Origin of the sequence: Cyanothece sp. BG0011, from assembly GCF_003013815.1 — a bacterium.
In the GTDB taxonomy this organism is placed as follows: domain Bacteria; phylum Cyanobacteriota; class Cyanobacteriia; order Cyanobacteriales; family Microcystaceae; genus Crocosphaera.
The window spans coordinates 22,981-45,125 of the sequence record NZ_PRLH01000186.1; the positions used below are offsets into that span (position 1 = coordinate 22,981).

17 protein-coding genes and 2 pseudogenes are annotated in these 22,145 nt (G+C 39.7%); 13 read left to right on the forward strand and 6 right to left on the reverse strand.

Features of this window, described 5'->3' with window-relative positions; genetic code table 11:
• Positions 1-93: 93 nt before the first annotated feature.
• Positions 94-1,356: a tetratricopeptide repeat protein gene (locus C4E06_RS23210; protein ID WP_107670743.1), complete on the reverse strand. Its 1,263-nt coding sequence runs from the start codon at positions 1,354-1,356 to the stop codon at positions 94-96.
• Between the two features lie 83 nt (positions 1,357-1,439).
• Positions 1,440-2,790, reverse strand: a pseudogene (gene aroA, locus C4E06_RS23215) (3-phosphoshikimate 1-carboxyvinyltransferase).
• Between the two features lie 270 nt (positions 2,791-3,060).
• Here aroA and C4E06_RS23220 point away from each other — a divergent pair.
• The gene (locus tag C4E06_RS23220) at positions 3,061-4,701 is read left to right on the forward strand and encodes an N-acetylmuramoyl-L-alanine amidase (RefSeq protein ID WP_107670744.1); all 1,641 of its coding nucleotides are present in this window, start codon (positions 3,061-3,063) and stop codon (positions 4,699-4,701) included.
• A gap of 74 nt (positions 4,702-4,775) precedes the next feature.
• Here the strand turns inward: C4E06_RS23220 and C4E06_RS23225 are convergent, their stop codons facing one another.
• Positions 4,776-5,348 (reverse strand): Uma2 family endonuclease, encoded by a 573-nt coding sequence (locus C4E06_RS23225; RefSeq protein WP_107670745.1) that lies wholly within the window; start codon positions 5,346-5,348, stop codon positions 4,776-4,778.
• Positions 5,349-5,691: 343 nt separating this feature from the next.
• On the opposite strand from C4E06_RS23225, the gene C4E06_RS23230 reads away from it, so the two are divergent.
• The 10 genes from C4E06_RS23230 (at position 5,692) to C4E06_RS23275 (ending at position 16,809) form a co-directional block, all read left to right on the forward strand.
• On the forward strand, positions 5,692-6,723 hold the full coding sequence (locus C4E06_RS23230) for a chlorophyll a/b binding light-harvesting protein (protein WP_107670782.1): 1,032 nt from the start codon (positions 5,692-5,694) through the stop codon (positions 6,721-6,723).
• A 130-nt stretch (positions 6,724-6,853) separates the two neighbouring features.
• Positions 6,854-7,597: an alpha/beta fold hydrolase gene (locus C4E06_RS23235; RefSeq protein WP_107670746.1), complete on the forward strand. Its 744-nt coding sequence runs from the start codon at positions 6,854-6,856 to the stop codon at positions 7,595-7,597.
• Between the two features lie 9 nt (positions 7,598-7,606).
• Positions 7,607-7,903 carry a hypothetical protein gene (locus C4E06_RS23240; protein ID WP_107670747.1) on the forward strand — a complete coding sequence of 99 codons (297 nt, stop codon included), beginning with the start codon at positions 7,607-7,609 and terminating at the stop codon, positions 7,901-7,903.
• A gap of 679 nt (positions 7,904-8,582) precedes the next feature.
• Entirely contained in the window at positions 8,583-10,469 is a 1,887-nt protein-coding gene (gene glmS, locus C4E06_RS23245; RefSeq protein WP_107670748.1) for a glutamine--fructose-6-phosphate transaminase (isomerizing), read from the forward strand.
• Between the two features lie 867 nt (positions 10,470-11,336).
• On the forward strand, positions 11,337-12,014 hold the full coding sequence (locus C4E06_RS23250; protein ID WP_107670783.1) for a response regulator transcription factor: 678 nt from the start codon (positions 11,337-11,339) through the stop codon (positions 12,012-12,014).
• Entirely contained in the window at positions 11,983-13,335 is a 1,353-nt protein-coding gene (locus C4E06_RS23255) for a cell wall metabolism sensor histidine kinase WalK (RefSeq protein WP_157951218.1), read from the forward strand. The genes C4E06_RS23250 and C4E06_RS23255 overlap by 32 nt, the downstream gene beginning before the upstream one ends.
• Positions 13,336-13,460: 125 nt before the next feature.
• Positions 13,461-13,742 (forward strand): peptidase, encoded by a 282-nt coding sequence (locus C4E06_RS23260; RefSeq protein ID WP_107670749.1) that lies wholly within the window; start codon positions 13,461-13,463, stop codon positions 13,740-13,742.
• Between the two features lie 63 nt (positions 13,743-13,805).
• The gene (locus C4E06_RS23265; RefSeq protein WP_107670750.1) at positions 13,806-14,531 is read left to right on the forward strand and encodes a rubrerythrin family protein; all 726 of its coding nucleotides are present in this window, start codon (positions 13,806-13,808) and stop codon (positions 14,529-14,531) included.
• 81 nt (positions 14,532-14,612) lie between these two features.
• Entirely contained in the window at positions 14,613-15,044 is a 432-nt protein-coding gene (locus C4E06_RS23270; RefSeq protein ID WP_107670751.1) for a ubiquinol-cytochrome c reductase iron-sulfur subunit, read from the forward strand.
• 625 nt (positions 15,045-15,669) lie between these two features.
• Positions 15,670-16,809 carry a hypothetical protein gene (locus C4E06_RS23275; RefSeq protein ID WP_198648979.1) on the forward strand — a complete coding sequence of 380 codons (1,140 nt, stop codon included), beginning with the start codon at positions 15,670-15,672 and terminating at the stop codon, positions 16,807-16,809.
• Positions 16,810-16,812: 3 nt separating this feature from the next.
• Here C4E06_RS23275 and C4E06_RS29050 read toward each other — a convergent pair.
• Positions 16,813-16,944: pseudogene (locus C4E06_RS29050) on the reverse strand (lipoyl synthase); the annotation flags it as partial.
• A gap of 137 nt (positions 16,945-17,081) precedes the next feature.
• Here C4E06_RS29050 and serS point away from each other — a divergent pair.
• Positions 17,082-18,365 carry a serine--tRNA ligase gene (gene serS, locus C4E06_RS23285; protein ID WP_107670753.1) on the forward strand — a complete coding sequence of 428 codons (1,284 nt, stop codon included), beginning with the start codon at positions 17,082-17,084 and terminating at the stop codon, positions 18,363-18,365.
• Positions 18,366-18,712: 347 nt separating this feature from the next.
• On the forward strand, positions 18,713-19,132 hold the full coding sequence (locus tag C4E06_RS23290; RefSeq protein WP_107670754.1) for a DUF2996 domain-containing protein: 420 nt from the start codon (positions 18,713-18,715) through the stop codon (positions 19,130-19,132).
• 90 nt (positions 19,133-19,222) lie between these two features.
• Here C4E06_RS23290 and murB read toward each other — a convergent pair whose 3' ends face one another.
• Positions 19,223-20,152 carry a UDP-N-acetylmuramate dehydrogenase gene (gene murB, locus C4E06_RS23295; protein ID WP_107670755.1) on the reverse strand — a complete coding sequence of 310 codons (930 nt, stop codon included), beginning with the start codon at positions 20,150-20,152 and terminating at the stop codon, positions 19,223-19,225.
• A gap of 196 nt (positions 20,153-20,348) precedes the next feature.
• Positions 20,349-21,848 carry a UDP-N-acetylmuramate--L-alanine ligase gene (murC, locus tag C4E06_RS23300; RefSeq protein ID WP_107670756.1) on the reverse strand — a complete coding sequence of 500 codons (1,500 nt, stop codon included), beginning with the start codon at positions 21,846-21,848 and terminating at the stop codon, positions 20,349-20,351.
• Positions 21,849-22,145 lie beyond the last annotated feature (297 nt).

Below are 22,145 nucleotides of genomic sequence, written 5' to 3' on the forward strand. Positions count from 1 at the left end.
GCTTACCACAGATATATTAAGATTGATGGGTTACGGTGGATATTAAATTAAGTGTTAATCCTTTAAGTTATTGCCACCTAACCCATCCTACGATTATTGTATTTTTTCTTTAGCCATATTAACCCAGATATATTCTTCTGGATAACGACGATTTCCATAAGTAATACAATTAGTCCAATATTGTAAAGCTTCTGTCTTTTTATTTTGTGCTTCAGACACTTGTGCTAATAGACAATATGCTTTACCTTTTCGTTTGTATTGATCCAAGTTATCTAAATGTTTTTGATATATCCTAATTGCTTCAGTTAATAATACTTTTGCTTGACTATAATTGTTTAATCCTAAGTTTGTCCAACCGAGATTAGTATGAGTCATGTAATAGACTTTCGGAAAATCTATATTATTATTAATCTTATTTTCATCAAATTCATTATAAGCTTCTAATAAAGGAAAAATAGAATCTTGATATTTCTTGTTGAGCAAATAAAGACGACCTAAATTATTATAAGCTTGTAAACGAATTAGGAGATTACCTTGTTTACCAGCAATTTTATATTCTGTTTTTGCTTGATCGAATTCTTGTAAATCTTCATATAATATACCTAAATGATAATGTGCTTCACCATTATCAGGATTAAAAGCGATCGCACGATTATAATTAGATAATGCTTGAGCTAGTTGATTTTTCTGATAATAGTTTTTTCCTTGTTCATTAAAATAACTAGAAAGTTGATGATAATTTTCATGGATGATAATTAAACTAATTACTAAGAATAAGGATAAGATAAAAATAAAGATTTTTTTACGTTGAGAATTACTAAAAAAAGAATTAAGTAGATTTTCTCCGACAGGAGTTAATTTTCCTGTTGTTAATAAAGCAACAAAACTAGGAATAAGTATAGTTAAAGCACTAAATTGATCAATCCCACCGCTTAAAATACGGGGAACAATATCAATGATTAAACTAATAGAAAATCCAGAAAAAACTACAATTAAGATATTGATTGACCAATCTATGAATGTTTGCCATCTAGTTGTCTTGTTGGGTACTTGCCATTGCCACCACCAAGCATCATTTTGAGGTTGTATTGCTCGAATCCATTGATGATAGTCATCGAGAGTAACAATATAATCTTGATATTGCTGTAATTTTTGATCACAATTGCTAATTTTTTGTACAATTACCGAGGATAAAACCTCTGTGTTTTGTACGGTTTTCTGAATTTCATCTCGTAATAGTAGAAGACTGAGTATAGTATCTGAACTGAAAGAAATTCTATTTTCTAATGCTTGCAATTTGTTCTCATACTGTTCTATCAGTCTTCTTAATTTAGCTGAAGATGATTGACCTAACATAAAAATTAATAAGTTTCAGTTAATAGTGAATAGTGACCTATCAATTTAACTATTAACTGATCACTGGTAACTGGTAACTGAATTTAATTATCTCCACAAACTTGTTGTAACGTTCCCACAAATTCAGGATAAGAAATAGCGGCCGCTTCAGCACGATTAATCATCGTTTTTCCTTTAGCATTTAAAGCGGCGATCGCTAAACTCATGGCAATACGATGATCAGTGTAACTATCCACTTCAGCAGCCTTTAAAGGAGTGCCTCCTGTGATTTCTAAGCCATCCGGTAACTCAGTAATATTAGCCCCCATTTTAGTTAATTCTGAGGCCATAACCGCCAAGCGATCGCTTTCTTTTACTCTTAATTCCGCTGCATCTTTAATAATGGTTTTCCCTGTGGCAAAAATGGCAGCAACCGCTAAGATAGGCACTTCATCGATGAGTCTGGGAAGAATATCCCCTGCAATGGTACAGCCTTTTAATTGACAAGCTTTAACCCGTAAATCAGCCACGGGTTCCCCGGTAACAGTACGTTCATTTTCTAGGGTTATGTTTGCATCCATCATTTCTAAGGCTTCTAAAATACCGGTTCGCGTGGGATTAATGCCGACATTTTCAATTAATAATTCTGACCCCGGAACAATAGAGGCTGCCACTAACCAAAAGGCTGCCGAACTAATATCCCCTGGAACAATAACCCTTTGACCGGTTAGTTTAGGATGACCGTTTATGGTAACACTATGGGTTGTCGAATCAATGTCTAAAGTTGCGCCGAACGCTTGTAACATCCGTTCGCTGTGATCACGGGATAAAGCAGGTTCGGTAACGGTGGTTTTCCCGTCTGTCATCAACCCGGCTAAGAGAATACAAGATTTGACTTGCGCTGAGGCAATGGGGGAATGGTAATGGATGGGTTTGAGGCTTTTTCCGTGAATGGCTAAGGGGCTAAAGTGTTATCTTTGCGTCCCCATATTTGCGCTGACATTTCTTGTAAAGGTTTGATGACACGGGACATAGGACGCGATCGCAAAGAAGCATCTCCGGTGACACAAAATAAGCGATCGGGGTGAGACGCTAATAACCCTAACATCAAGCGCATGGTGGTGCCTGAGTTCCCTGCATTTAGCACGTCTAGGGGTTCTTCTAACTTGCCTAATCCAATTCCTTGTACGGTTACTTTTTCGCTGTTTAAGGGGGATATTTGCGCCCCCATGGCCCGAAAACACTCGGCGGTACTCCGGGGGTCTTCTCCTAATAATAAGCCTTCAATAATGGTTTCTCCTTCTGCGATCGCCCCTAACATCAAAGCACGATGGGATATTGATTTATCTCCAGGTATTTGTAGGGTTCCTTGTAGGGATAATCCTGTGTTGGGGGGGTTATGTTTAAAATTTGTTGATGATTTGTCTTGTGGAGATTAATAATAGAATTAGGCATAAATGTAAGGGTTAGTCTTTAGAAGAGACAAGATAGAATTCCTTGTCTATTTTACATGAGAATTATCATGGCTCAGTTTTTATACAATCGTAAATTTTAATTAATTTTAATTAAAATCAAATCAATTTCTTCACAGTCCATTAAAGCGTAACGAGATAATGTGAAGAGAAAGCTCAAAAAGTTCATTTTCGTATTGGTTGTTAGATGCTTTCTTTGTTGGTTCCCTAAACTGCTTGTTCCGTATCATCGCAACACTAGGAGTTAATCCTCATGACTAGCAGACAAGACCTCGGAGAACGATTAAACTTAGAAATTGATTGGATACCTGAATCCAACTCTAACCGTCCTGGGACAATCATTACCCCTCGTTTCATCACCATTCATAACACCGATAATGAAAATCCAGGGGCTGACGCTAGGGCCCACGCTACCTATATTAAAGGAACTGATGCCCAAAACCGTCAAGTTTCCTGGCATTATACCGTGGATGATCAACGCTGTATCAAACATCTTCCAGTCAACGAAAAAGGCTGGCACGCAGGCAGTCGAGACGGGAATAATCAAAGTATTGGCATTGAAATTTGTATGCACCAAGGCATTGATCAAAACAAGGCCAATGAACGGGCGGCTACCTTAACCGCAATTTTAATGTATGACCTGAATATCTCCATTGATCATCTGGTTACCCATCAACATTGGACCGGAAAAAATTGTCCGAGACGACTTTTAGGAGAGTGGGACAGCTTTAAACAACAGGTACAAGCCATTTATAACAGGATTGAACCCCGTCGAGAAGCGATCGCTACTTTGTTTTCATCCGAAGCATTAGGAGACTGGTTGGCGGGCCATGGTAAAGCAGATGAACGTCTCGAACAACCTGCATTCTGTCATTTACCCCCTGTCCCTGAACGTCCTTTGCAAGAAAATATTGATCCCAATCGTGCCTTCTTGGTGCGTTACAGTGAGAAAAAATGGGTGAATCATACGGTCTTACATTATCATTTCCTCGATACGCCTCTAGGTTGGCGAGGAGACGCAACCCAAAAACAAGCAGTGAGAGATGCGTTTGCTCAATGGAAAGGTCTCCCCATTGGTCTAGAATTTCAAGAAGTTAATGATCCGAGTGACGCTGAAATTCGTATTGGTTTTGAAAATGGGGGGTCCTGGTCTTATGTGGGACGAGATGCCATTGATTATGCTCCTAACCCTCAAGAACGGACCATGAATTTTGGTTGGGACTTAACCACTCCTTACGGACGAGATACGGCGTTACACGAAATAGGCCACGCTTTGGGTTTTCCCCATGAACACCAAAACCCCTTAGCCGGTATCGTTTGGGATGAAGAAACGGTTTATCGTACCTTTGCTGAACCCCCTAACCGTTGGGACAGAGATACCACTTACCATAATATTATTCGCAAAATTTCACCCAGTTTGGTCGAAGGTTCCACGTGGGACAAAGATTCGATTATGCACTATAACTTCCCAGCCGGGTTAATTATCTCCCCCTCTCAATATCAAACTCAACCCCTCATTCCTGAACCGGGTTTATCCCCAACGGATAGACAAGAAGCTAAACGCTTTTATCCCGATGACACTCCTAGGCCGATTGAACTTAAACCCTATCTTTCAGCGATCGTTGATGTTGATCCAGGCGAACAATTAGATTTCACCATTAAACCTCAACAAACCCGAGACTATACCATTGAAACCATTGGTCATTTAGATAGCGTTATCGTGTTGTTTGAAGATGTTAATGGGACCTCAACTTATGTCAATGGGGATGATGATAGCGGTTTTGATCGAAATGCCAGAATGACGGTTAGGTTAATCAAAGATAAAACCTATTATTTACGAATTCGTCTCTACTATGCTTCTGCTTCTGGTAAAGGTGCAGTGATTTTCTGGTAATGCTTTTCTCAACAACATAAGTGCGATCGCATTTAAACGTACCTCAGGAGAACAGCGATCGCATTAATCATAACCTATTGATTGAAACTAACATCTTCATAAATTTCTGTTAAAAAACCTTGAAAATTAATGCTTTTTATGCTAAATCCATCACAGTCAGCATGATACACTTCTAACACCCATAAACCCTGTGCATTTTTTCTAAAAGATTCTATTCTTTGATGTTTAGTGTTAATTAAAACATATTCTTCTAAACTATTTAAGCTTTGATAATCAATAAATTTATCTCCTCTATCAAATGCTTCTGTTGAGTCGGATAATACTTCTATAATGACTTTAGGATAACATTTATAATTATTATTTTCTTGATCTTTTGCATCACAAGTGACTAAAACATCAGGATAATAAAAACGGTTAGCGGTTTCGAGTCTTACTTTCATATCACTCATATAAACCCGACAGTTTGATCCTCTTACATGATTTCGTAATAAAGAAGCTATATTAAGAGAAATAGTAACATGAGCATCCGATGCACCGGCCATTGCATAAATTTCTCCGTCTCTATATTCATGTTTAATTTCCTGTTTTTCTTCCCATTTGAGATAATCTTCAGGAGTGACAAAAGATGATTCAGGTAAGGCAATCATAGGATTACATGAAATATTTAATCACTTTATAATAACAAAATGTAATGAATTTAAGATTGAGTTTTGTCGTTTTGTAGGGTGGGCAAACTTGTCTGCATGATCAGGAAATAAGATAAGTCTCTTTTAACACAATTTCTAAATCAAGCACAAGTAAACGAATGTAAACCTGCTGTTGACAAAAAGCAGTTCATTTGAATTCAGGAAAGTTTCAGATAAAATCAGCGATCGCCACAGTTAAGCAAGTCTTAATGGTTTCCTATTGCAAAAGTTTCTACATTAGGATTAAGCTTATTGATATAAGTTAGCAATAAGCTTGAATTGTGTTATTTCAATGAAAACCATCATGCAAACTTACGACAAGACAACAGTGAACTATAACTGGTGGGCAGGAAACGCCCGATTTGCGGATAAATCAGGCTTATTTATCGTTGCTCACGTTGCACAAGCTGCTTTAATTATGTTTTGGGCAGGTGCATTCACTTTGTTTGAACTTTCTACCTATTCCCCTGATTTACCCATGGGAGAACAGGGATTAATTTTGTTACCTCACTTAGCAACGTTAGGCTTTGGAGTCGGACAAGGGGGAGAAGTTATTGACACTTATTCCTTTTTTGTCATTGGAGTGCTACACTTGATCTCATCAGCCGTATTAGGTGCTGGTGCCTTGTTTCATCTTTTACAGGCCCCCAATGACCTAAACAACGCAGAAGGAGGTGCGCGTCGCTTTCATTTTGAGTGGGACGACCCGAAAAAATTGGGTATTATCTTAGGCCATCACCTCTTGTTTTTGGGTATCGGTGCCTTACTCTTAGTGGGAAAAGCCATGTATTGGGGTGGGTTATACGACTCCACCACCGAGACAGTTCGTTTAGTGACTCAACCCACCTTAGACCCTTTAGTTATCTATGGTTATCAGACCCATTTTGCCAGTGTCAATAACCTAGAAGACTTAGTGGGTGGTCATATTTACGTGGGTTTTCTTCTTCTTGCCGGTGGTATTTGGCACATTATTGTCCCACCGATGGAATGGGCAAAAAAACGTCTTATTTTCTCAGGAGAAGCCATCTTATCTTATTCTTTAGGAGGTATTGCCTTAGCCGGGTTTGTGGCTGCTTATTTCTGTGCTGTAAATACTTTAGCCTATCCCCCCGAATTTTACGGTCCTCCTTTAGAAGTAAAGTTAGGCATTACCCCTTATTTTGCTGATACAGCCATTTTAGACTTGGGTAAGCACACCTCTCGTTGTTGGTTGGCCAATGCTCACTTTTTCTTAGCCTTTTTCTTCTTACAAGGTCATCTTTGGCACGCAATACGCGCTTTAGGGTTTGACTTTAAACGAGTTGAAACGACGCTGAATAACTTTGAACAAGTGTAAATACACGCAATAAAAAAGGAGTTAAGGGGTGTCTTTGGCGTTGTGAGAGGCACTAATGGACATCCGCTTAACTTTCCTATTTCCACTCTATCTTAATTGTGCCTCAAATCTTTGAAAATTGGAGTTTCTTATGTCTTCTCTTCCCACCGCTTTATGGTTAAGTGTTAGTCCTGCCTTGCAACGGTTTAACCGTCCTTTAATTAGTCAACTGTCTCAACATCATAAGGTTGCTTTATGGGAATATCAGCAAACCCCTGACGAACCTATTGGCCTGGATGTCCCGTTTATCTTATTACACGACTATCTTAAACAATTAGAGCAACCGGTGCATCTTATTGGTCATGGTACCAGTGGGTGGTTAGGGATGATGTATGCACAACATTATCCGGAACGAGTGAAGTCCTTGACATTGTTATCAGTGGGGGCTAATTTATCTGTAAATTGGCAAAGTCACTATTATGCCATGTTCAAGACATTACCTTGCGACCGCCAGACTATTTTAACTCAAATGGTTAACAGTTTATTTGGTCGTCAATGTCCATTTAAGAGTCAGTTATTAACCTATATTTTAGAGCAAGATTTATTAACGTCTCCTTCTCCGAATAGTTTAGTTAAACAAGTAAGTGTGACACCACAGTTGATATCAGTTCCCTTATTTGTTGCCGGTAGTCGAGATGATTTAGTAATTTCAGATTATCAACTCAATGCTTGGAAACCTTGGTTAAAATCAGGGGATATTTTATGGCAATGTTCCGAAGGAAGGTATTTTTTCCATTGTCTTAATTCTGAATTAGTTGGTGAGAAAATTACTGATTTTTGGCAAAGTTTAAAACAGGGAACAGGGAACAGGGAACAGGCAATAGGTAAGGTTTAGAGATTGTTTATGGTTTTGCAACAAGTTATTATGTCCCAACTCGGTTGGTTTTGTCCTTTCGTTATTTGGTTAGTATTACTGTGTTTTTTTTGTGCAATTTTCTTTGCTATTCAAGATGGTTTTTTGTACTTAAAAAAACTTCATCAAATTCGTTGTCATCGCTGTTCTTTTTATACGGGTGAAACTTGTTTAAAGTGTACAATACATCCTTATAAAGCGTTCACAGAAGAAGCCATTTCTTGCGAAGACTGGGAAGGAAATTATTCTTATTCACCGGTGTTGATTTCTGAGCAAGAAGTCATGTAATTTTTGTATAAAATGGGTTACTCTATTTATCTAAATTGTAGCCCATACTTGATAATGATTATTCGGTGGGCAAATGTTTTCAATACTATCGTTAGATAATATGATTCTTTGTTTTGCCCACCCGACTCTCTACTCTCTGGAATATTTCTAATAGCTGTAATTTTTCCCTATTTCTCGTTGGTAAAATTAAATAAGCCACTCAAAAATACCTTAATTCTTCCCTTCACCCTAAATATTTTGAACATTTGTACTAATAATAAGTAAAGCAATGTAAATCTGCTCTTGACAAAAAATAGTTAATATATGTATTGGAAAATTAAATTAGCGCACCGCTTCGCGGATCTATTCGAGATCGCCACACAAAGACCAACCTTCTCAGTCATTAAAAAAAGATTACAGTTGAGAATTTTTCGGTTTTGGGGACTGTTTTCTTTCTTTTCTTGCCTTGGACAAAAATAGAGGTTACAAGCGCACACCTTTTCCATTGTGGATAAAATATCATGTCAAGTCAAGCAAAAGCAAGCAATTGTTACATTAATTTGTGAATCAATTGAAACAGAAAAGACATCAAAAACGTCTGTAAAGCCTATGACCTTATAGTAAGCGTCCAAAACCCCTGGTCATTTTGGACAGGATCATCGACAATTAATCAATTAATCATTTAACTATATATAAACTTATGTGTGGAATTGTAGGCTATATTGGCACAAAAACAGCAACCGAAGTCTTAATCGACGGTTTAGAACGATTAGAATACAGAGGCTATGATTCAGCCGGTATTGCTACAGTTTTAGAAGGTAACATACACTGTACAAGGGCAAAAGGCAAACTTTATAACCTCCGAGAAAAACTAGAACGGGAGGTTAACCCTTCACAGATGGGTATCGGCCACACTCGCTGGGCCACCCACGGCAAACCAGAAGAACATAACGCCCACCCTCACAGAGATAGTCGTCAACGGGTGGCAGTGGTGCAAAATGGTATTATTGAAAATTATCAAGAATTAAGAGAAGAATTAATTGAAAAAGGGTGTGAATTTCTCTCAGAAACCGACACGGAAGTCATTCCCCATTTAATTGCTCAATATCTCCCCGAAACCGTTGATTATGATGGGTTATTACAAGCAATACAAAAAGCCGTTCATCGTCTCAATGGGTCTTTTGCGATCGCAGTTATTTGTGCAGACTACCCGGATGAAATCATTGTCGCACGGCATCAGGCCCCTTTAATTATCGGTTTTGGACAAGGGGAATTTTTCTGTGCTTCCGATGTCACGGCAGTTGTGCCTCATACCCATGCCGTTTTATCCCTGGAAAACGGCGAAATTGCCCGTTTAACCGCCCTCGGTGTAGAAGTTTACGATTTTGACCTAAAACGCCTCAGAAAGCTTCCGAGAACCCTTGACTGGAATATTGCCACCGTTGAAAAACAAGGGTTTCGTCACTTCATGCTCAAAGAAATTTATGAGCAACCTTCAGTGGTAAGAAGTTGTTTAGAAACCTATTTAGAGCCTAGCTGGAATGTTGAAAATGGGGAGGAAAAAAGCCCCATTGCTTTAGGGTTAGCCTCAGAATTATGTGACAATGTCGATTATATTCAAATTGTCGCTTGTGGGACCAGTTGGAATGCTAGTGTGGTGGGTAAATATTTACTCGAACAATTAACCGGTATTCCCACCATGGTGCAATACGCCTCAGAGTTTCGTTATTCTCCTGCGCCGATGTTAGCTAATACCTTAACCGTTGGAGTCACACAGTCAGGGGAAACCGCCGATACTTTGGCAGCATTAGAGATGGAAAAACAACGCAGAATGGGCTTAGAATTTCCTTATGATGCGCGAATTTTAGGGATTACTAACCGTCCCGAAAGTACCCTTGCTCACATGGTAGATCGTATCATTAATACTCAAGCAGGGATAGAAATTGGTGTGGCGGCGACTAAGAGTTTTACGGCACAATTAATGGGCTTTTATTTCTTGGCGTTAGAGTTAGCTTATCGTCGTAAACGGTTAAGTTTAGAGAAGTTTGAAAGTTTGATTAAAGGGTTAAGAGAATTACCCAATCAAATCGAACTCATTTTAAGTCAACAAGAAAAACAAATTGAAGAATTAGCCCATGAATTTATCGATACGCAAGACTTTATTTTCTTAGGAAGAGGGGTTAATTTTCCCATTGCTTTAGAAGGGGCTTTAAAATTAAAAGAAATCAGTTATATTCATGCTGAAGGTTATCCTGCAGGGGAAATGAAACACGGACCCATTGCTTTATTAGATGCTAAAGTTCCTGTGGTTGCTATTGCAATGCCGGGGGAAGTTCATGATAAAGTATTATCCAATGCTCAAGAAGCAAAAGCAAGAGATGCACGGTTAATAGGGGTAACTTCTGTTGATGATAATGAAGCGAGATCAACCTTCGATGACTTATTATTTGTTCCCCATGTGGATGAAATTTTATCTCCAATAATTGCAGTCATTCCCTTACAATTATTAGCGTATCATATTGCAGCCAGACGGGGGTTAGATGTGGATCAACCTCGAAATTTAGCCAAGAGTGTTACAGTGGAATAAGTATTAGTTTAAAATAGAAATTATGTATGGATAGTATAGTTAATATACTATCCTTTATTATTGATGATTCGAGTATTATGGGTATAATGAAATAAAAACTTACAAGAAAACTATGATAATAGATGGGATTAAAGAACAATTTAAAATAATTTTTGATAAAGACATTAGCAATTGGAGTAAAGTTTTAAAATTAACTCTTATCGCTGGTTATATTTTAACATTTACATCTTTACAAAAATATTGATTATTCTAAGCCACTATAAATATCAATGCTCCAGAGTTTTAGCTATTTGATAGACGAATCAACTCCTCCATTAAAATTAGGGCAAATGATAAAATTGCAATGTCGATTGTGTAGGTTTCAATGATCCAAATAATCCATTTCATATTTTTTCTTCCCTAAAACTTTTTCTATGATCAACCTAAACAATCTAAGTGTCAGAGTTGTGTCACTGAAGTGACAAAAAAACGATACCATAGCACTATTCACATCTTGTACCTATATAAGAAAACTTATCAAGCGATCGCATCGAGAGCGGAAGTCTTTTTGCTCTGAGTTTGATCGCCTTGTTACTGATGGCCCAATACTGCGTAGGTTTTGGATTTTGACTTTTCTTTAAAGTAAGCAGAGGAGCAGGGAGTAAGGAGCTTCGGAGATGGATTTTCGGTTTTCTCCCCCGCAAGAAAGCTCCCTTCTCCTCGCGCGTTCACGCTTGTCGGGGAACCCGACCGGGGTCGCTCGTCTCCCTTGCAGTTTCAACCAGGGTTTTGAGCAAAACCTGCGTAGTATTGACTGATGGCCAGCAAAAATCAAGAAAACTATGAGCGAAACCTTAACTTCTTTGAATAAATATGGCAAGAGGTCTTATGAAAATTTTACTGGTTGAAGATGATGAGCAACTAACAGAAGCACTGGTAGAAATTTTGACCGATAAACAATACTATACTGTCGATGCTGTCCAAGATGGAGAAACCGGTTGGGATTTTATCGAAGCCAATGGCTATGATTTAATTATTCTTGATATTATGCTCCCTCGATTAGATGGGATAAGTTTATGCCAACGATTGCGACAAACAGGGAATAAGACCCCAGTTTTAATGTTAACAGCGAGGGATCTCAGTAGCGATCGCGTTATGGGTTTAGATGTAGGAGCCGATGATTATGTGGTCAAACCCTTTGATTTACCAGAGTTATTAGCAAGAATTCGCGCTTTATTGAGACGGGGAACTACTAGCTTACTTCCTGTCTTAACTTGGGGAGAGTTAGCCCTCGATCCTAGTCATTGCCAAGTCACTTATCAAGGACAATTATTACATTTAACTCCCAAAGAATATGGTTTATTAGAATTATTATTACGACAACAAGGACAATTAATTAGTCGTGGCACAATGATTGATCGTCTGTGGTCCCTGGAGGACACCCCTTCAGAGGAAACGGTGAAAGTTCATCTCAAAGCCTTACGAAGAAAGTTAAAAGCGGTTGGTGCGCCAGCCGATTTAGTGGAGACAGTTTATGGTATGGGGTATCGACTCAAAGCAATTTAATCATCCACGGTCAAAAAACCTACAATGGCGACTGTTTTTATCCTATTTAACAGTCATGATGGCTATTTTGGGGGTTTCAGCCCTCGCTGTTTATAAATATACTCGTCACAGCCTTTACCAGCAACTGGATCAACGCTTAGAAGTGTTAGCCCAAGCGGCTTCTCATAATCTTTTAGCCATAAAAGCCCATTATGTCAAACGTCAAGAAAAGGGATTAATGGGAACCTCACCCCTTTCTCAAACTAGGTGTTATCTAGACGATGACGGGGACTTAGATATTCCCTGGCAACAATTACGTCAACCGGATCAAGGGGTCGAATGGTTTGATGCCCAAAAACAATTAGTGGGTAATTCTGGGACACTATTACCAAACTTACCCCCACAACCAGGATGGCAGTCTTGGCAACAAGGACGAGTGAGAGCGGTTACCTTACCGGCTTATAGTCATAGTACCGGAAAAAAACACTTAGAAGGTTATATTCGCGCCAGTCAAGCAACTCAAGAAGTAGACGCTATTCTCAATCGTTTGCGTTGGGGGTTGGGCATCGGTAGTATTGGTGTGTTAGGATTAACCGGTTTAGGGGGAATGTGGTTAACCAAGCAATCTCTACGACCCATTGAGCAAAGTTTTCAGCAACTTAAACAGTTTACCGCCGATGCAGCCCATGAGCTACGTAGTCCCTTAGCAGCCATGAAAACATCGGTTCAGGTTATGCAGTATTATCCCGAAAGAATTCATCCCCAGGATCTCAAAAAAATCGGGGCGATCGCCACAACTACTGACCAGATGATTCGATTAGTAGAAGATTTACTGTTTTTAGCCCGAATGGATACCATCGATCTCACCGCTAGACAACAATGGATACCGCTTTCATTAACGGAAATTTTAGAGGATTTGCTGGAGCTTTTTCAATCTCAAGCGCAAGAAAAAGGCATTACGCTCCTGGGTAACTTAAAAGGTGAGGTGAACATCAAAGGAGATGGGGCGCAAATCAGTCGTCTGTTGAGAAATTTACTAGACAATGCTCTGCAATATACTCCTGAAGGGGGTAAAGTGACCCTGACGCTTAAAAGCGATCGCGACAGTGCCATGATTATCATAGAAGATACCGGCATCGGCATCGCTCCAGACCATCTTCCCTTGATTTTTGATCGTCTCTGGAGAGCAGACACAGCAAGGGTGCGACGGGACGGAGGGATGGGAATGGGACTGGCCATTGCTCAAGGTTTGGTTCAACTTTATCAGGGGGAAATCTCAGTCAGCAGTCAATTATCGGTGGGGACTTGTTTTCGGGTTCGCTTGCCACTTGATGAAAAATAATTGCTTGACCTACCCCCATTTCTACCCCGATCTAATTGTAAGCTATGACATATAACACCTAGAGGGCAAGATCAGTTCCTGAAAAGCCTCTCTTCCATGCTGTCATGAGTTGAATAATTAATCTGATGAATCGTCTTTTTCGCAAATATCATCGCACCCTTGCGATTATTCTTAGCTTACCCATACTTTTAACTATTATCACTGGAATCGGTTATACCATTTTTGATGAATGGTTTGAACTAGAAAAAATGGCTCGATTTATGCTACAAATTCATACCATGAAGATTCTGCACTTAGAGACTATTTACCCAGTCTTAAATGGGTTAGGACTGATTGGTTTATTAATCACCGGTTTGAGTATGACCAGTTTATTTAGAAAACCACTCTCTTCTCGCAAAGCTAAGTAGACGATCCTATTTCTTATTCATTATTTTTTGCCCCTTTTTGATCCTATCCAGGAGAATACTAAGATGTTCCGTTCTTTCAATCTTTCCTCACCTCTTCAAAAAACCACAACCTTTTCAGTCCTAAGCATTTTAGCAACATTATCCCTTGTGGGTTGTACTTCCCCTAAAACACCAGAAGCACAAGTGGAACCTTCAACCTCCCAAACACAAGTTTCAACTCAAACCAACTCCCCTACCTTAGAAAATCTTCAAAAAGCTTATAATGGAGAATCTAACGCCCATGTCATGTATGTTGCATTTGCTAAAAAAGCTGACGAAGAAGGTTATAAACAAGTGGGGACTCTGTTCCGTGCTGCGGCCAAAGCTGAAGAAATTCATCGAGACAATCATGCAAAAGTGATTGAAGCTATGGGTGCAGTCCCTAAAAATAATATCACCAACCCTGAAGTTAAATCCACAGCCGATAATTTAGAAAAATCTCTAGGGGGTAATCTTAGTGCCGCTATCAAAGGGGAATCCTATGAACGGGATACTATGTACCCCAAATTTATTAAACAAGCTGAAACAGAAGGTAATCAAGCAGCCGTTCAAACATTTGATTATGCTTTAGCCGCAGAAACTCAACACGCCCAACTCTATAACGAAGCTAATCAGAATCTTGAATCTTGGCGCGACAAAACCCATCCTTTTTATGTATGTAAAGTCTCTGGAGAAACGGCAATGGATAAAACTGCTATGACTAACTGTCCCCCTGTAGAGACTGGAGAATCCTATATTGAGATTAATTAGTGGTTTCTGGGAGTGGCCATACACTAATGACACTCCCTAAATTTTTCGGGTTCAATTCAGTAAATTAATGATTAACAGCCTATGAAACGCCGTGAATTTATAACTTTGGTTGGGGTAGGAACTGCCACCCCTTTGATTATTTCTGCTTGTACCCCAAAAGCTTCACAACCCGTTAGTAATGCTGTTCGTTCGGATGGGTTTCAAGAAGTGGGTACCTTGACAGAATTAGGGAAAAATCAACAAATTCTTCGAGAAAATTTAGGAAATAGTCAGCAAAAAGCTCTGATAATTCCTAATCCCACTGATAATAATCAACTGATTGCTGTTAATCCTACTTGTACTCATGCTGGTTGTACAGTAACTTGGGAATCAGAGAAACAAGTGTTTATTTGTCCTTGTCATGACTCTCAATTTAGTAGTGATGGTAAAGTTATAGAAGGTCCAGCAACCGAACCATTAGCTAGTTATGAGGCCAAATCAGAAGGAGACGCAATTTTAGTCAAAATTAGTTAAGAGATTATTTATCATATAAACCGGAGGTCGACACCCTCTACAACTCGACTTCCACCCTTCCTTGTCAATTAATTTTATCGACTATACCCGATTAAAATACTTTTTGATGGGTTTTCCTCTATTGTGAGACAAGATAAAAACCCGATTAACTGAAAAATCGGATAAAATTGCTCAACGATATCTTTGGGAGAATTAATTAATTAGCTCTAGTTAATGGTCTCAATTTTTTTCAGTATTGATGCTGAACTGAGTTGGTTTGTTAATCTAAGTTATCTCAGTAGAAATACATAATCTTTTATTTTTTTAAAAGTACACTAATAAATTTCAACCCAAAAAATACTCTTAAAATATTTGAGTATTCTCTTTATTTTGTAATATTTAAGTAAATATCTGTACGTTAATTAAGTGATTTACAAAAAGCCTTAAAAGTTGCTTACCTTAAATATAAAATTTGTCAATATTTGCAAATAAAAAAATTGATGTTATTTTATTAGTTGTAAATGATTATACACACATAATTGTGGTGATTAGCATCATGAAGTTCACTGGATTTTTACCTCTTATAAAAAGAAATCACTCTAATACTGGCTTGAGTTTGCTAGAACTCTTATTAGGAAGTGCTTTAATGTCTTTAGTGGTTAGCGTCGCAGGATGGGGATTAGTACACATCATGGCAACGGATCAAAAAGCATCAGCCAAAGAAACGATTCAATATAATTCCAATCGAGCTTTAGAATTTCTCTCAGATGAAATCAGATTAGCCAGAAAAATCGAGTCTGATGCGGTTGCATCCTTAGCTGAGGCTCCTGATTTTACCCTTCCAGCAGGCGCCAAACCTATTATCGTTTTTCAAGTTCCTGATGTACCTCAACGCATAATTTACTATATCAGACCAGTGGAAGAGGGGGATATTTGGCAAGGGCCGAATGTGATTGAGCGGTGGGGCCCTCCTTTGAATATAGAAGGGCAATATAACGAAGACGACATCAGTCAACCTGATACTTGGGAGTCTAATGTTTTAATTGATAGCGTCGATGACGAACCCATTACCTCCAATTGCCCTCCCGATTGGCAAGCTAGTCATGCTGATGGGACAAAAGGGTTTAATGCTTGTGTTGATTCCCAAGAAAAACTGGTCAGCTTTAATTTAGCAACTACCGTCGATAATCCCACTTGGCACGAAGCGATTAATTATGAAGTTAAGATAACAGCCTTTGCTAGAAGTAGAATTACTCAAGGTTTTACGGAAGATGAGTCTTCCTTTACTGTTATAGATAAAAAATTAATTCTTGAAAAACCGGCTAACATCAAGTTTGAAGTGTTGGGGGGTGAAATTACTTGTGGTGCTGGAGGGGTAGATATTCCTGTGGAAACCAATCTTTACATTGATGAAACTCAACACACCTGGGATACGAATTCTTCTTTAACCTTACCCAATCAACCAGCAGGAACGACTTTTGATGTAGAATCCATTGCAGGGGATGGCTCAACTTGTAGTGGACACGATCTAAGTGCTTCTAGTGCTAATCCCAATAGTCCACAACTTGAAGTTTTGGTTAATGGAGATCCGGTTCCTGATGTTACTCCTTTTGCTAATCAAAATACCATTGAATTCTTTTTACAAGAGTATATTAAGGATGGAAAAATTAACATTGCTGATAATCAAGTGATTTATCTATTTGAATTAGGATCACGGGATAAAGGATCTTCAGCTTTTGACCTTCAAGATAATGTCGTCCTAGCAACGGTTGACAATGTTAATTAGAGCTAAAGAAAGACCCATAGACTGCCCTAACGTCAGGCGATCGCATTGCACCCGTTTAAAATCCTTTAAAGTGATTATAATTTCTGTTTCTGTTTCCCCGTGACCTAACATTATTCCTGATTTTGTGGGAATAGTTCAACCCATCAATCTTGATTACTTAGTTCAAGAAGCTCTTAAACAATATTTAAAATCCTAGCACTCGATTGTAGGTTAATGCAGACATAATCAGCTATTCTAACAAAGGGAATCTATAGAACAGGGTAATATTGTCCGTGCTAGACCTTAAACAGATCCGAGAAAATCCAGACACCATACAAGCATTACTAAACCGTCGGAGTGCTTCAGATGAATATGATTTGACGCCTATTTTAGAACGCGATCGCACCACTAGGGAATTAGAATCGGTTCGCACTGAATTACAGGCTCGAAGTAATGAAATTGGTAAGTTAATTGGACAAAAAATTAAAAGCGGAGTTGATCCCAAAGGAGAGGAAATTAAAGCCTTAAAAGAAGAAGGAAATAAGGTTAAAACGAAACTCAGTGAACTTGAACCCCAAGAAAAACAATTAAAAGCCGAAATCGAAGCCTTATTATTACAATTACCGAACCTTCCCAGTGAGTCTACTCCTCTAGGAAAAGATGAAACAGAAAATGTAGAAATTCGGAAATGGGGGGCTGAATTTTTACCCAAAATTGAAGTATTACCCCATTGGGAAATTGCCGAAAGATTAGGAATTTTAGAAGTAGAAAGAGCCGTAAAAATTGCTCAAAGTCGCTTCATTGCTTTAGTGGGAGCCGGTGCCGCCTTAGAAAGAGCGTTGATTAATTTTATGTTAGATCAACAAATTGCAGCCGGGTATTTAGAAGTGATGCCCCCCGTCTTAATTAATAGTAGTGCCTTGCAAGGAACGGGACAATTACCAAAATTTGCTGAGGAAAGTTTTAAGGTTCCTGAAGACGATTTATGGTTAGCTCCCACGGCAGAAGTTCCGGTTACCAATTTATACAGTGGTGAAATTTTAGAAGCAGAAACCTTACCCATTAAACATTGTGCATTTACTCCTTGTTTTCGGCGAGAAGCTGGCAGTTATGGCAAGGATACCAGGGGACTGATTCGACTGCATCAATTTAATAAAGTAGAATTAGTTAAGTTAGTTCATCCTGAAACTTCAGAAGTAGCCCATCAACAATTAGTCAAGGATGCAGAAGCTATTTTACAGGCTTTAAAATTGCCTTACCGAGTCTTAGAATTATGTACAGGAGACTTAGGGTTTGGGGCAGTAAAATGTTATGATTTAGAGGTTTGGTTGCCTTCTTCTAACAGTTATCGAGAGATTTCTAGTTGTTCTAATTGTTGGGATTTTCAAGCAAGACGGGCGAATATTCGCTTTAAAGAAAAGGGTAAAAAAGGCACTCAATATGTGCATACTTTGAATGGTTCCGGGTTAGCCATCGGTAGAACAATGGCTGCTATTTTAGAGAACTATCAACAAGCAGACGGAACGATAAAAATTCCTGATGTTTTGCAACCTTATTTAAAACGAGAAACTTTATAACTTTTATAACTTATCCGGTGGGTTAGAGAGTGTTTCTATTAATTAGAATCAAGGAGTCAACCTCTTTCCTAACCCACCCTAAATATTCCCAAATTCGGCTTTTACTCATATCTTGCACCTCTCCTTCCATCCCCCACACCCCCCACACCCCCCACACCCCCCACACCCCCCACACCCCCCTTTATAAGGGGGGCAGGGGGGGTAAGGGGCAGGGGGGTAAGGGGCAGGGGGGTAGTGTTTATTTGTGACTTTAAGGAATTTTTGAGTGGGAAAATAAGGGAGAAAGGGTTATGGTGAAGATAGTAAAATTGTGTTGTGAAATGCGATCGCATCATTAAGGTACAATTATGGCAGAAGAGACAAAACCCAAGGCAAAAAAAGAAAAGCCCCCCGCTATTGAAGATAAACCCTTCACCGAATTTATGGAGGAGCATTTTACCCCGACGCTCAAAGAAAGTCTCATCAAACAAGGACTCGACGATATTGAATTATCCTTTACTAAAGCGGATATTTCTATCTCTGGAGCGACTTCTGAGCAACCCTGTTGGCAGGTAATAGGGACTTGGCAGCAAGGAAAACGCCAGTTTAAACTCTATTTTCTCGAAGAAGATATCAAAGGTCAAAAAGCTTTTTCCTATGGGGTTAATGGTAAGCCTCCAAGTACCATTGAATCTTTTATGATTGATGAACGTAAGATTAGCTTAGATTTGATGGTGCTATATACGCTACAACGCCTGAATGGGCAAAAATGGTTGACCCGAAACTAAGTGACGGAGTAGAAGGGTGACGAGGAGAAATAAATCAATTGTTTTTCCGAATCTCCCACTCCTCCAGTGTCCCAGTGGTGCAACAACCAATTAAGAAAACTCCCCTAAGATTTTAACTTCGGGTTCGAGCAGTAAAGACCAATGAGCCTGGACTTTTTCTTGAACATGATGAATGAGTCGAAAAATATCTTGTGCTTTAGCCTGACCGCAATTTAAGATGAAATTAGCATGACGGTGGGATACCTCCGCATCTCCCACGCGATAGCCTTTTAACCCTAACTGTTCGATTAACCAACCAGCAGCATAAGGGCTAGGGTTACGGAATACACTCCCACAACTGGGTTTATCATAAGGTTGAGAGCTTTTACGCTTCCAAAGATTCTCTTGTGTGGTAGCGGTAACCACTTCACGGCTAAATCCAGGTTGTAGTTGAAACGTTGCCTCTATGACTAACCGTTGTCCCCCCTGTAAAGCGGAGGTGCGATAGCTGTAGTTTAAGTCTTCTGGTGTTAATATTTCTACCTTACCCTCTGGAGACACCACCACAGCACTAACTAAACACTCAGCCGCACATTGATTATGGGCGCCGGCATTCATCACCACTGCCCCGCCAACGGTTCCAGGAATACCCACCGCCCATTCTAAGCCACGCCAACCCCGTTTGGCAGCTTGCCAGGCCACACTGACAATGGGTTGTCCTGCTGCTACAGTAATGCGCCCGCTTTGTTCATCAAACTGACGATGACGGAGATAACGGGTACTGAGAACTAACCCGTCAATCCCGCGATCGCTAATTAACAGATTCGAGCCGGCCCCTAACAACATCAAAGGAATATCTTGTTTTTGAAACCATTCAAAGATTCCTTGTAACTCATCCCAGTTACGAGGGGCAGCATACCATCGCGCTTGTCCCCCCACTCGATAGGAGGTATGGGAGGCAAGGGAAACGTTAGGATAAATTTTGGCGGTGGTTCCCGATAGTTCGATGGGTTTAGAGGAAGGGTAAAAAGCGGTGGTCATGGCTATTTGTATTCAATGAGGGTAATCCGAGAAAGACGACTATAGGTTAAATCAATTGTTCCTAAACTTTGTCAAAAATTCAGGATAACTAAGGATTTTGTCAATTATGATACTGTTGACAGTGATTATTCATCAGGTCTTAAGTCAATTGCTTCTGCCATTTTTCCTGTTTAACAGTTGACTAAATTAAGCAGGTCTAATATTGAGCAATCACTTGAGGAATAATTTGATTGAGATTGCCTGCCCCCAAAAACAGCACTAAATCGCCGGGGTGCAATCCATCAGAGATCACTTGAGGTAAACGGTTCAAAGAAGGTTCGTAAATGACCTGAGAATGGTTATTTTTGACGGCTTCGGCTAAATCTTGGCCACTGATATTGTGCAGATTAACTTCTCCGGCACTGTAGATGTCAGTCAACATCACTAAGTCTGCATCCTTAAAACAAGTAGCAAATTCCTTTAAAAAGGTGACGGTTCGACTGTAGCGGTGGGGTTGAAAAATAGCCACAACACGGGAAATCTGTTGACCATCGACTTTAGAGCGAGCCGCCGATAGGGTGGCTTCAATTTCACTGGGATGATGGGCATAATCATCAATAAAGGTAATACCGTTACAATGGCCACGGTGTTCAAACCGTCGTTTTGCTCCTGTGAAGGTGAAAAGGGCATCGGCAATGACAGCAAAGTCTAACCCTAGTTTTCGTCCCACGGCGATCGCCCCTAAGGCATTACTCACATTATGGCAGCCTGGGATGGTGAGGCGGATTTGTCCTAAATAGCTTCCTCTTTCCCAAACCTCAGCACAGGTTCCTTCGGGGTTGCTAGTAACATTTTTGACGGTGTAATCTGCCCCTTTACTGGGGTCTAAACTATAGGTAATCGTCGGAGTTAACCGATTGGCCACTGTTTCACAGTCTAAGCACCCGATTAAGATATCACACTGGGTTTCAAAAATTTGAAAGGTTTTGACCACATCATCAAGGGTTTGATAATGGTCAGGGTGATCGAGTTCAATATTGGTAACGATACCAATGTTAGGATAATGTTTTGTGAGAGAGCCATCGGACTCGTCTGCTTCTGCGACGAGATAACCCCCTGTAGCTCCAATGCGGGCATTTCCTTCCCAAGCATCCACTTCTCCCCCCACAATGATAGTGGGATCGAGGTTAGCTTTAAGGAGCATATAGCCAATTAAACTACTGGTGGTGGTTTTCCCGTGGGTTCCAGCGACGGCAATACTTTGATAGTCCCGAATTAAGGCAGCTAAGACATCGGAACGATGAAAAATCGGACATCCTTTTTCTTTAGCGGCCGCATATTCGGAGTTACTATGGGCGATGGCGGTAGAACAGATGACTTGAGGTAAGGTTTCGTGAAGCAATAAGCCATTGGGGTCAGATAAACTTTTACCATTATGATTGGGGTTCGATGGCTGACTCCCATTCACTGCCACCGATACCGTTTCTAACACTCGTTTTTGACCAGAACTAAATAAGTCTAAATTGGTTGCTTCTTGACGGCTAAAAATATGCGCTCCCACCCCTTGTAATCGCTCAGTAATATGGGTTGAGCGCAAATCAGACCCCGATACGGGGAGTTGCCGTTTTGCTAATACGTAAGCTAAGGCAGACATTCCAATGCCGCCAATGCCAATAAAATGAAAGGGCCGTCCACTAAAATCTACGGTTTTCACCATTACCTCTCCTCACACACGCCACACAACAATAAGGTTAAATCAAGAAATTATGATTGTACGGGTTATGATATCAAAAACTGACTCGTTGGTCATGGAGACTCATTTGTTCAGTCTGTACCACTTCAAGTTACTCTGAACCCACTTTATTATAAAGAGTTCCCTAACCAGAGTATCTAATCTTATCAATAGCTCATAATTTATCTTAGTACACACCCAATTATCAAAACACTATCGAAAGTATGAAAATAATTGAGGCTCTCCCGTTTAGAAAGGGAAAGAGCCTCAAACATCCTATGT

What these genes read in the sequence shown, in the direction of transcription:
- C4E06_RS23210 (WP_107670743.1), bottom strand. Translation starts at nt 1,356, where the DNA reads ATGTTAGGTCAATCATCTTCAGCTAAATTAAGAAGACTGATAGAACAG.
- C4E06_RS23220 (WP_107670744.1), top strand. Translation starts at nt 3,061, where the DNA reads ATGACTAGCAGACAAGACCTCGGAGAACGATTAAACTTAGAAATTGAT.
- C4E06_RS23225 (WP_107670745.1), bottom strand. Translation starts at nt 5,348, where the DNA reads ATGATTGCCTTACCTGAATCATCTTTTGTCACTCCTGAAGATTATCTC.
- C4E06_RS23230 (WP_107670782.1), top strand. Translation starts at nt 5,692, where the DNA reads ATGCAAACTTACGACAAGACAACAGTGAACTATAACTGGTGGGCAGGA.
- C4E06_RS23235 (WP_107670746.1), top strand. Translation starts at nt 6,854, where the DNA reads ATGTCTTCTCTTCCCACCGCTTTATGGTTAAGTGTTAGTCCTGCCTTG.
- C4E06_RS23240 (WP_107670747.1), top strand. Translation starts at nt 7,607, where the DNA reads ATGGTTTTGCAACAAGTTATTATGTCCCAACTCGGTTGGTTTTGTCCT.
- glmS (WP_107670748.1), top strand. Translation starts at nt 8,583, where the DNA reads ATGTGTGGAATTGTAGGCTATATTGGCACAAAAACAGCAACCGAAGTC.
- C4E06_RS23250 (WP_107670783.1), top strand. Translation starts at nt 11,337, where the DNA reads ATGAAAATTTTACTGGTTGAAGATGATGAGCAACTAACAGAAGCACTG.
- C4E06_RS23255 (WP_157951218.1), top strand. Translation starts at nt 11,983, where the DNA reads ATGGTATGGGGTATCGACTCAAAGCAATTTAATCATCCACGGTCAAAA.
- C4E06_RS23260 (WP_107670749.1), top strand. Translation starts at nt 13,461, where the DNA reads ATGAATCGTCTTTTTCGCAAATATCATCGCACCCTTGCGATTATTCTT.
- C4E06_RS23265 (WP_107670750.1), top strand. Translation starts at nt 13,806, where the DNA reads ATGTTCCGTTCTTTCAATCTTTCCTCACCTCTTCAAAAAACCACAACC.
- C4E06_RS23270 (WP_107670751.1), top strand. Translation starts at nt 14,613, where the DNA reads ATGAAACGCCGTGAATTTATAACTTTGGTTGGGGTAGGAACTGCCACC.
- C4E06_RS23275 (WP_198648979.1), top strand. Translation starts at nt 15,670, where the DNA reads ATGTCTTTAGTGGTTAGCGTCGCAGGATGGGGATTAGTACACATCATG.
- C4E06_RS23290 (WP_107670754.1), top strand. Translation starts at nt 18,713, where the DNA reads ATGGCAGAAGAGACAAAACCCAAGGCAAAAAAAGAAAAGCCCCCCGCT.
- murB (WP_107670755.1), bottom strand. Translation starts at nt 20,152, where the DNA reads ATGACCACCGCTTTTTACCCTTCCTCTAAACCCATCGAACTATCGGGA.
- murC (WP_107670756.1), bottom strand. Translation starts at nt 21,848, where the DNA reads ATGGTGAAAACCGTAGATTTTAGTGGACGGCCCTTTCATTTTATTGGC.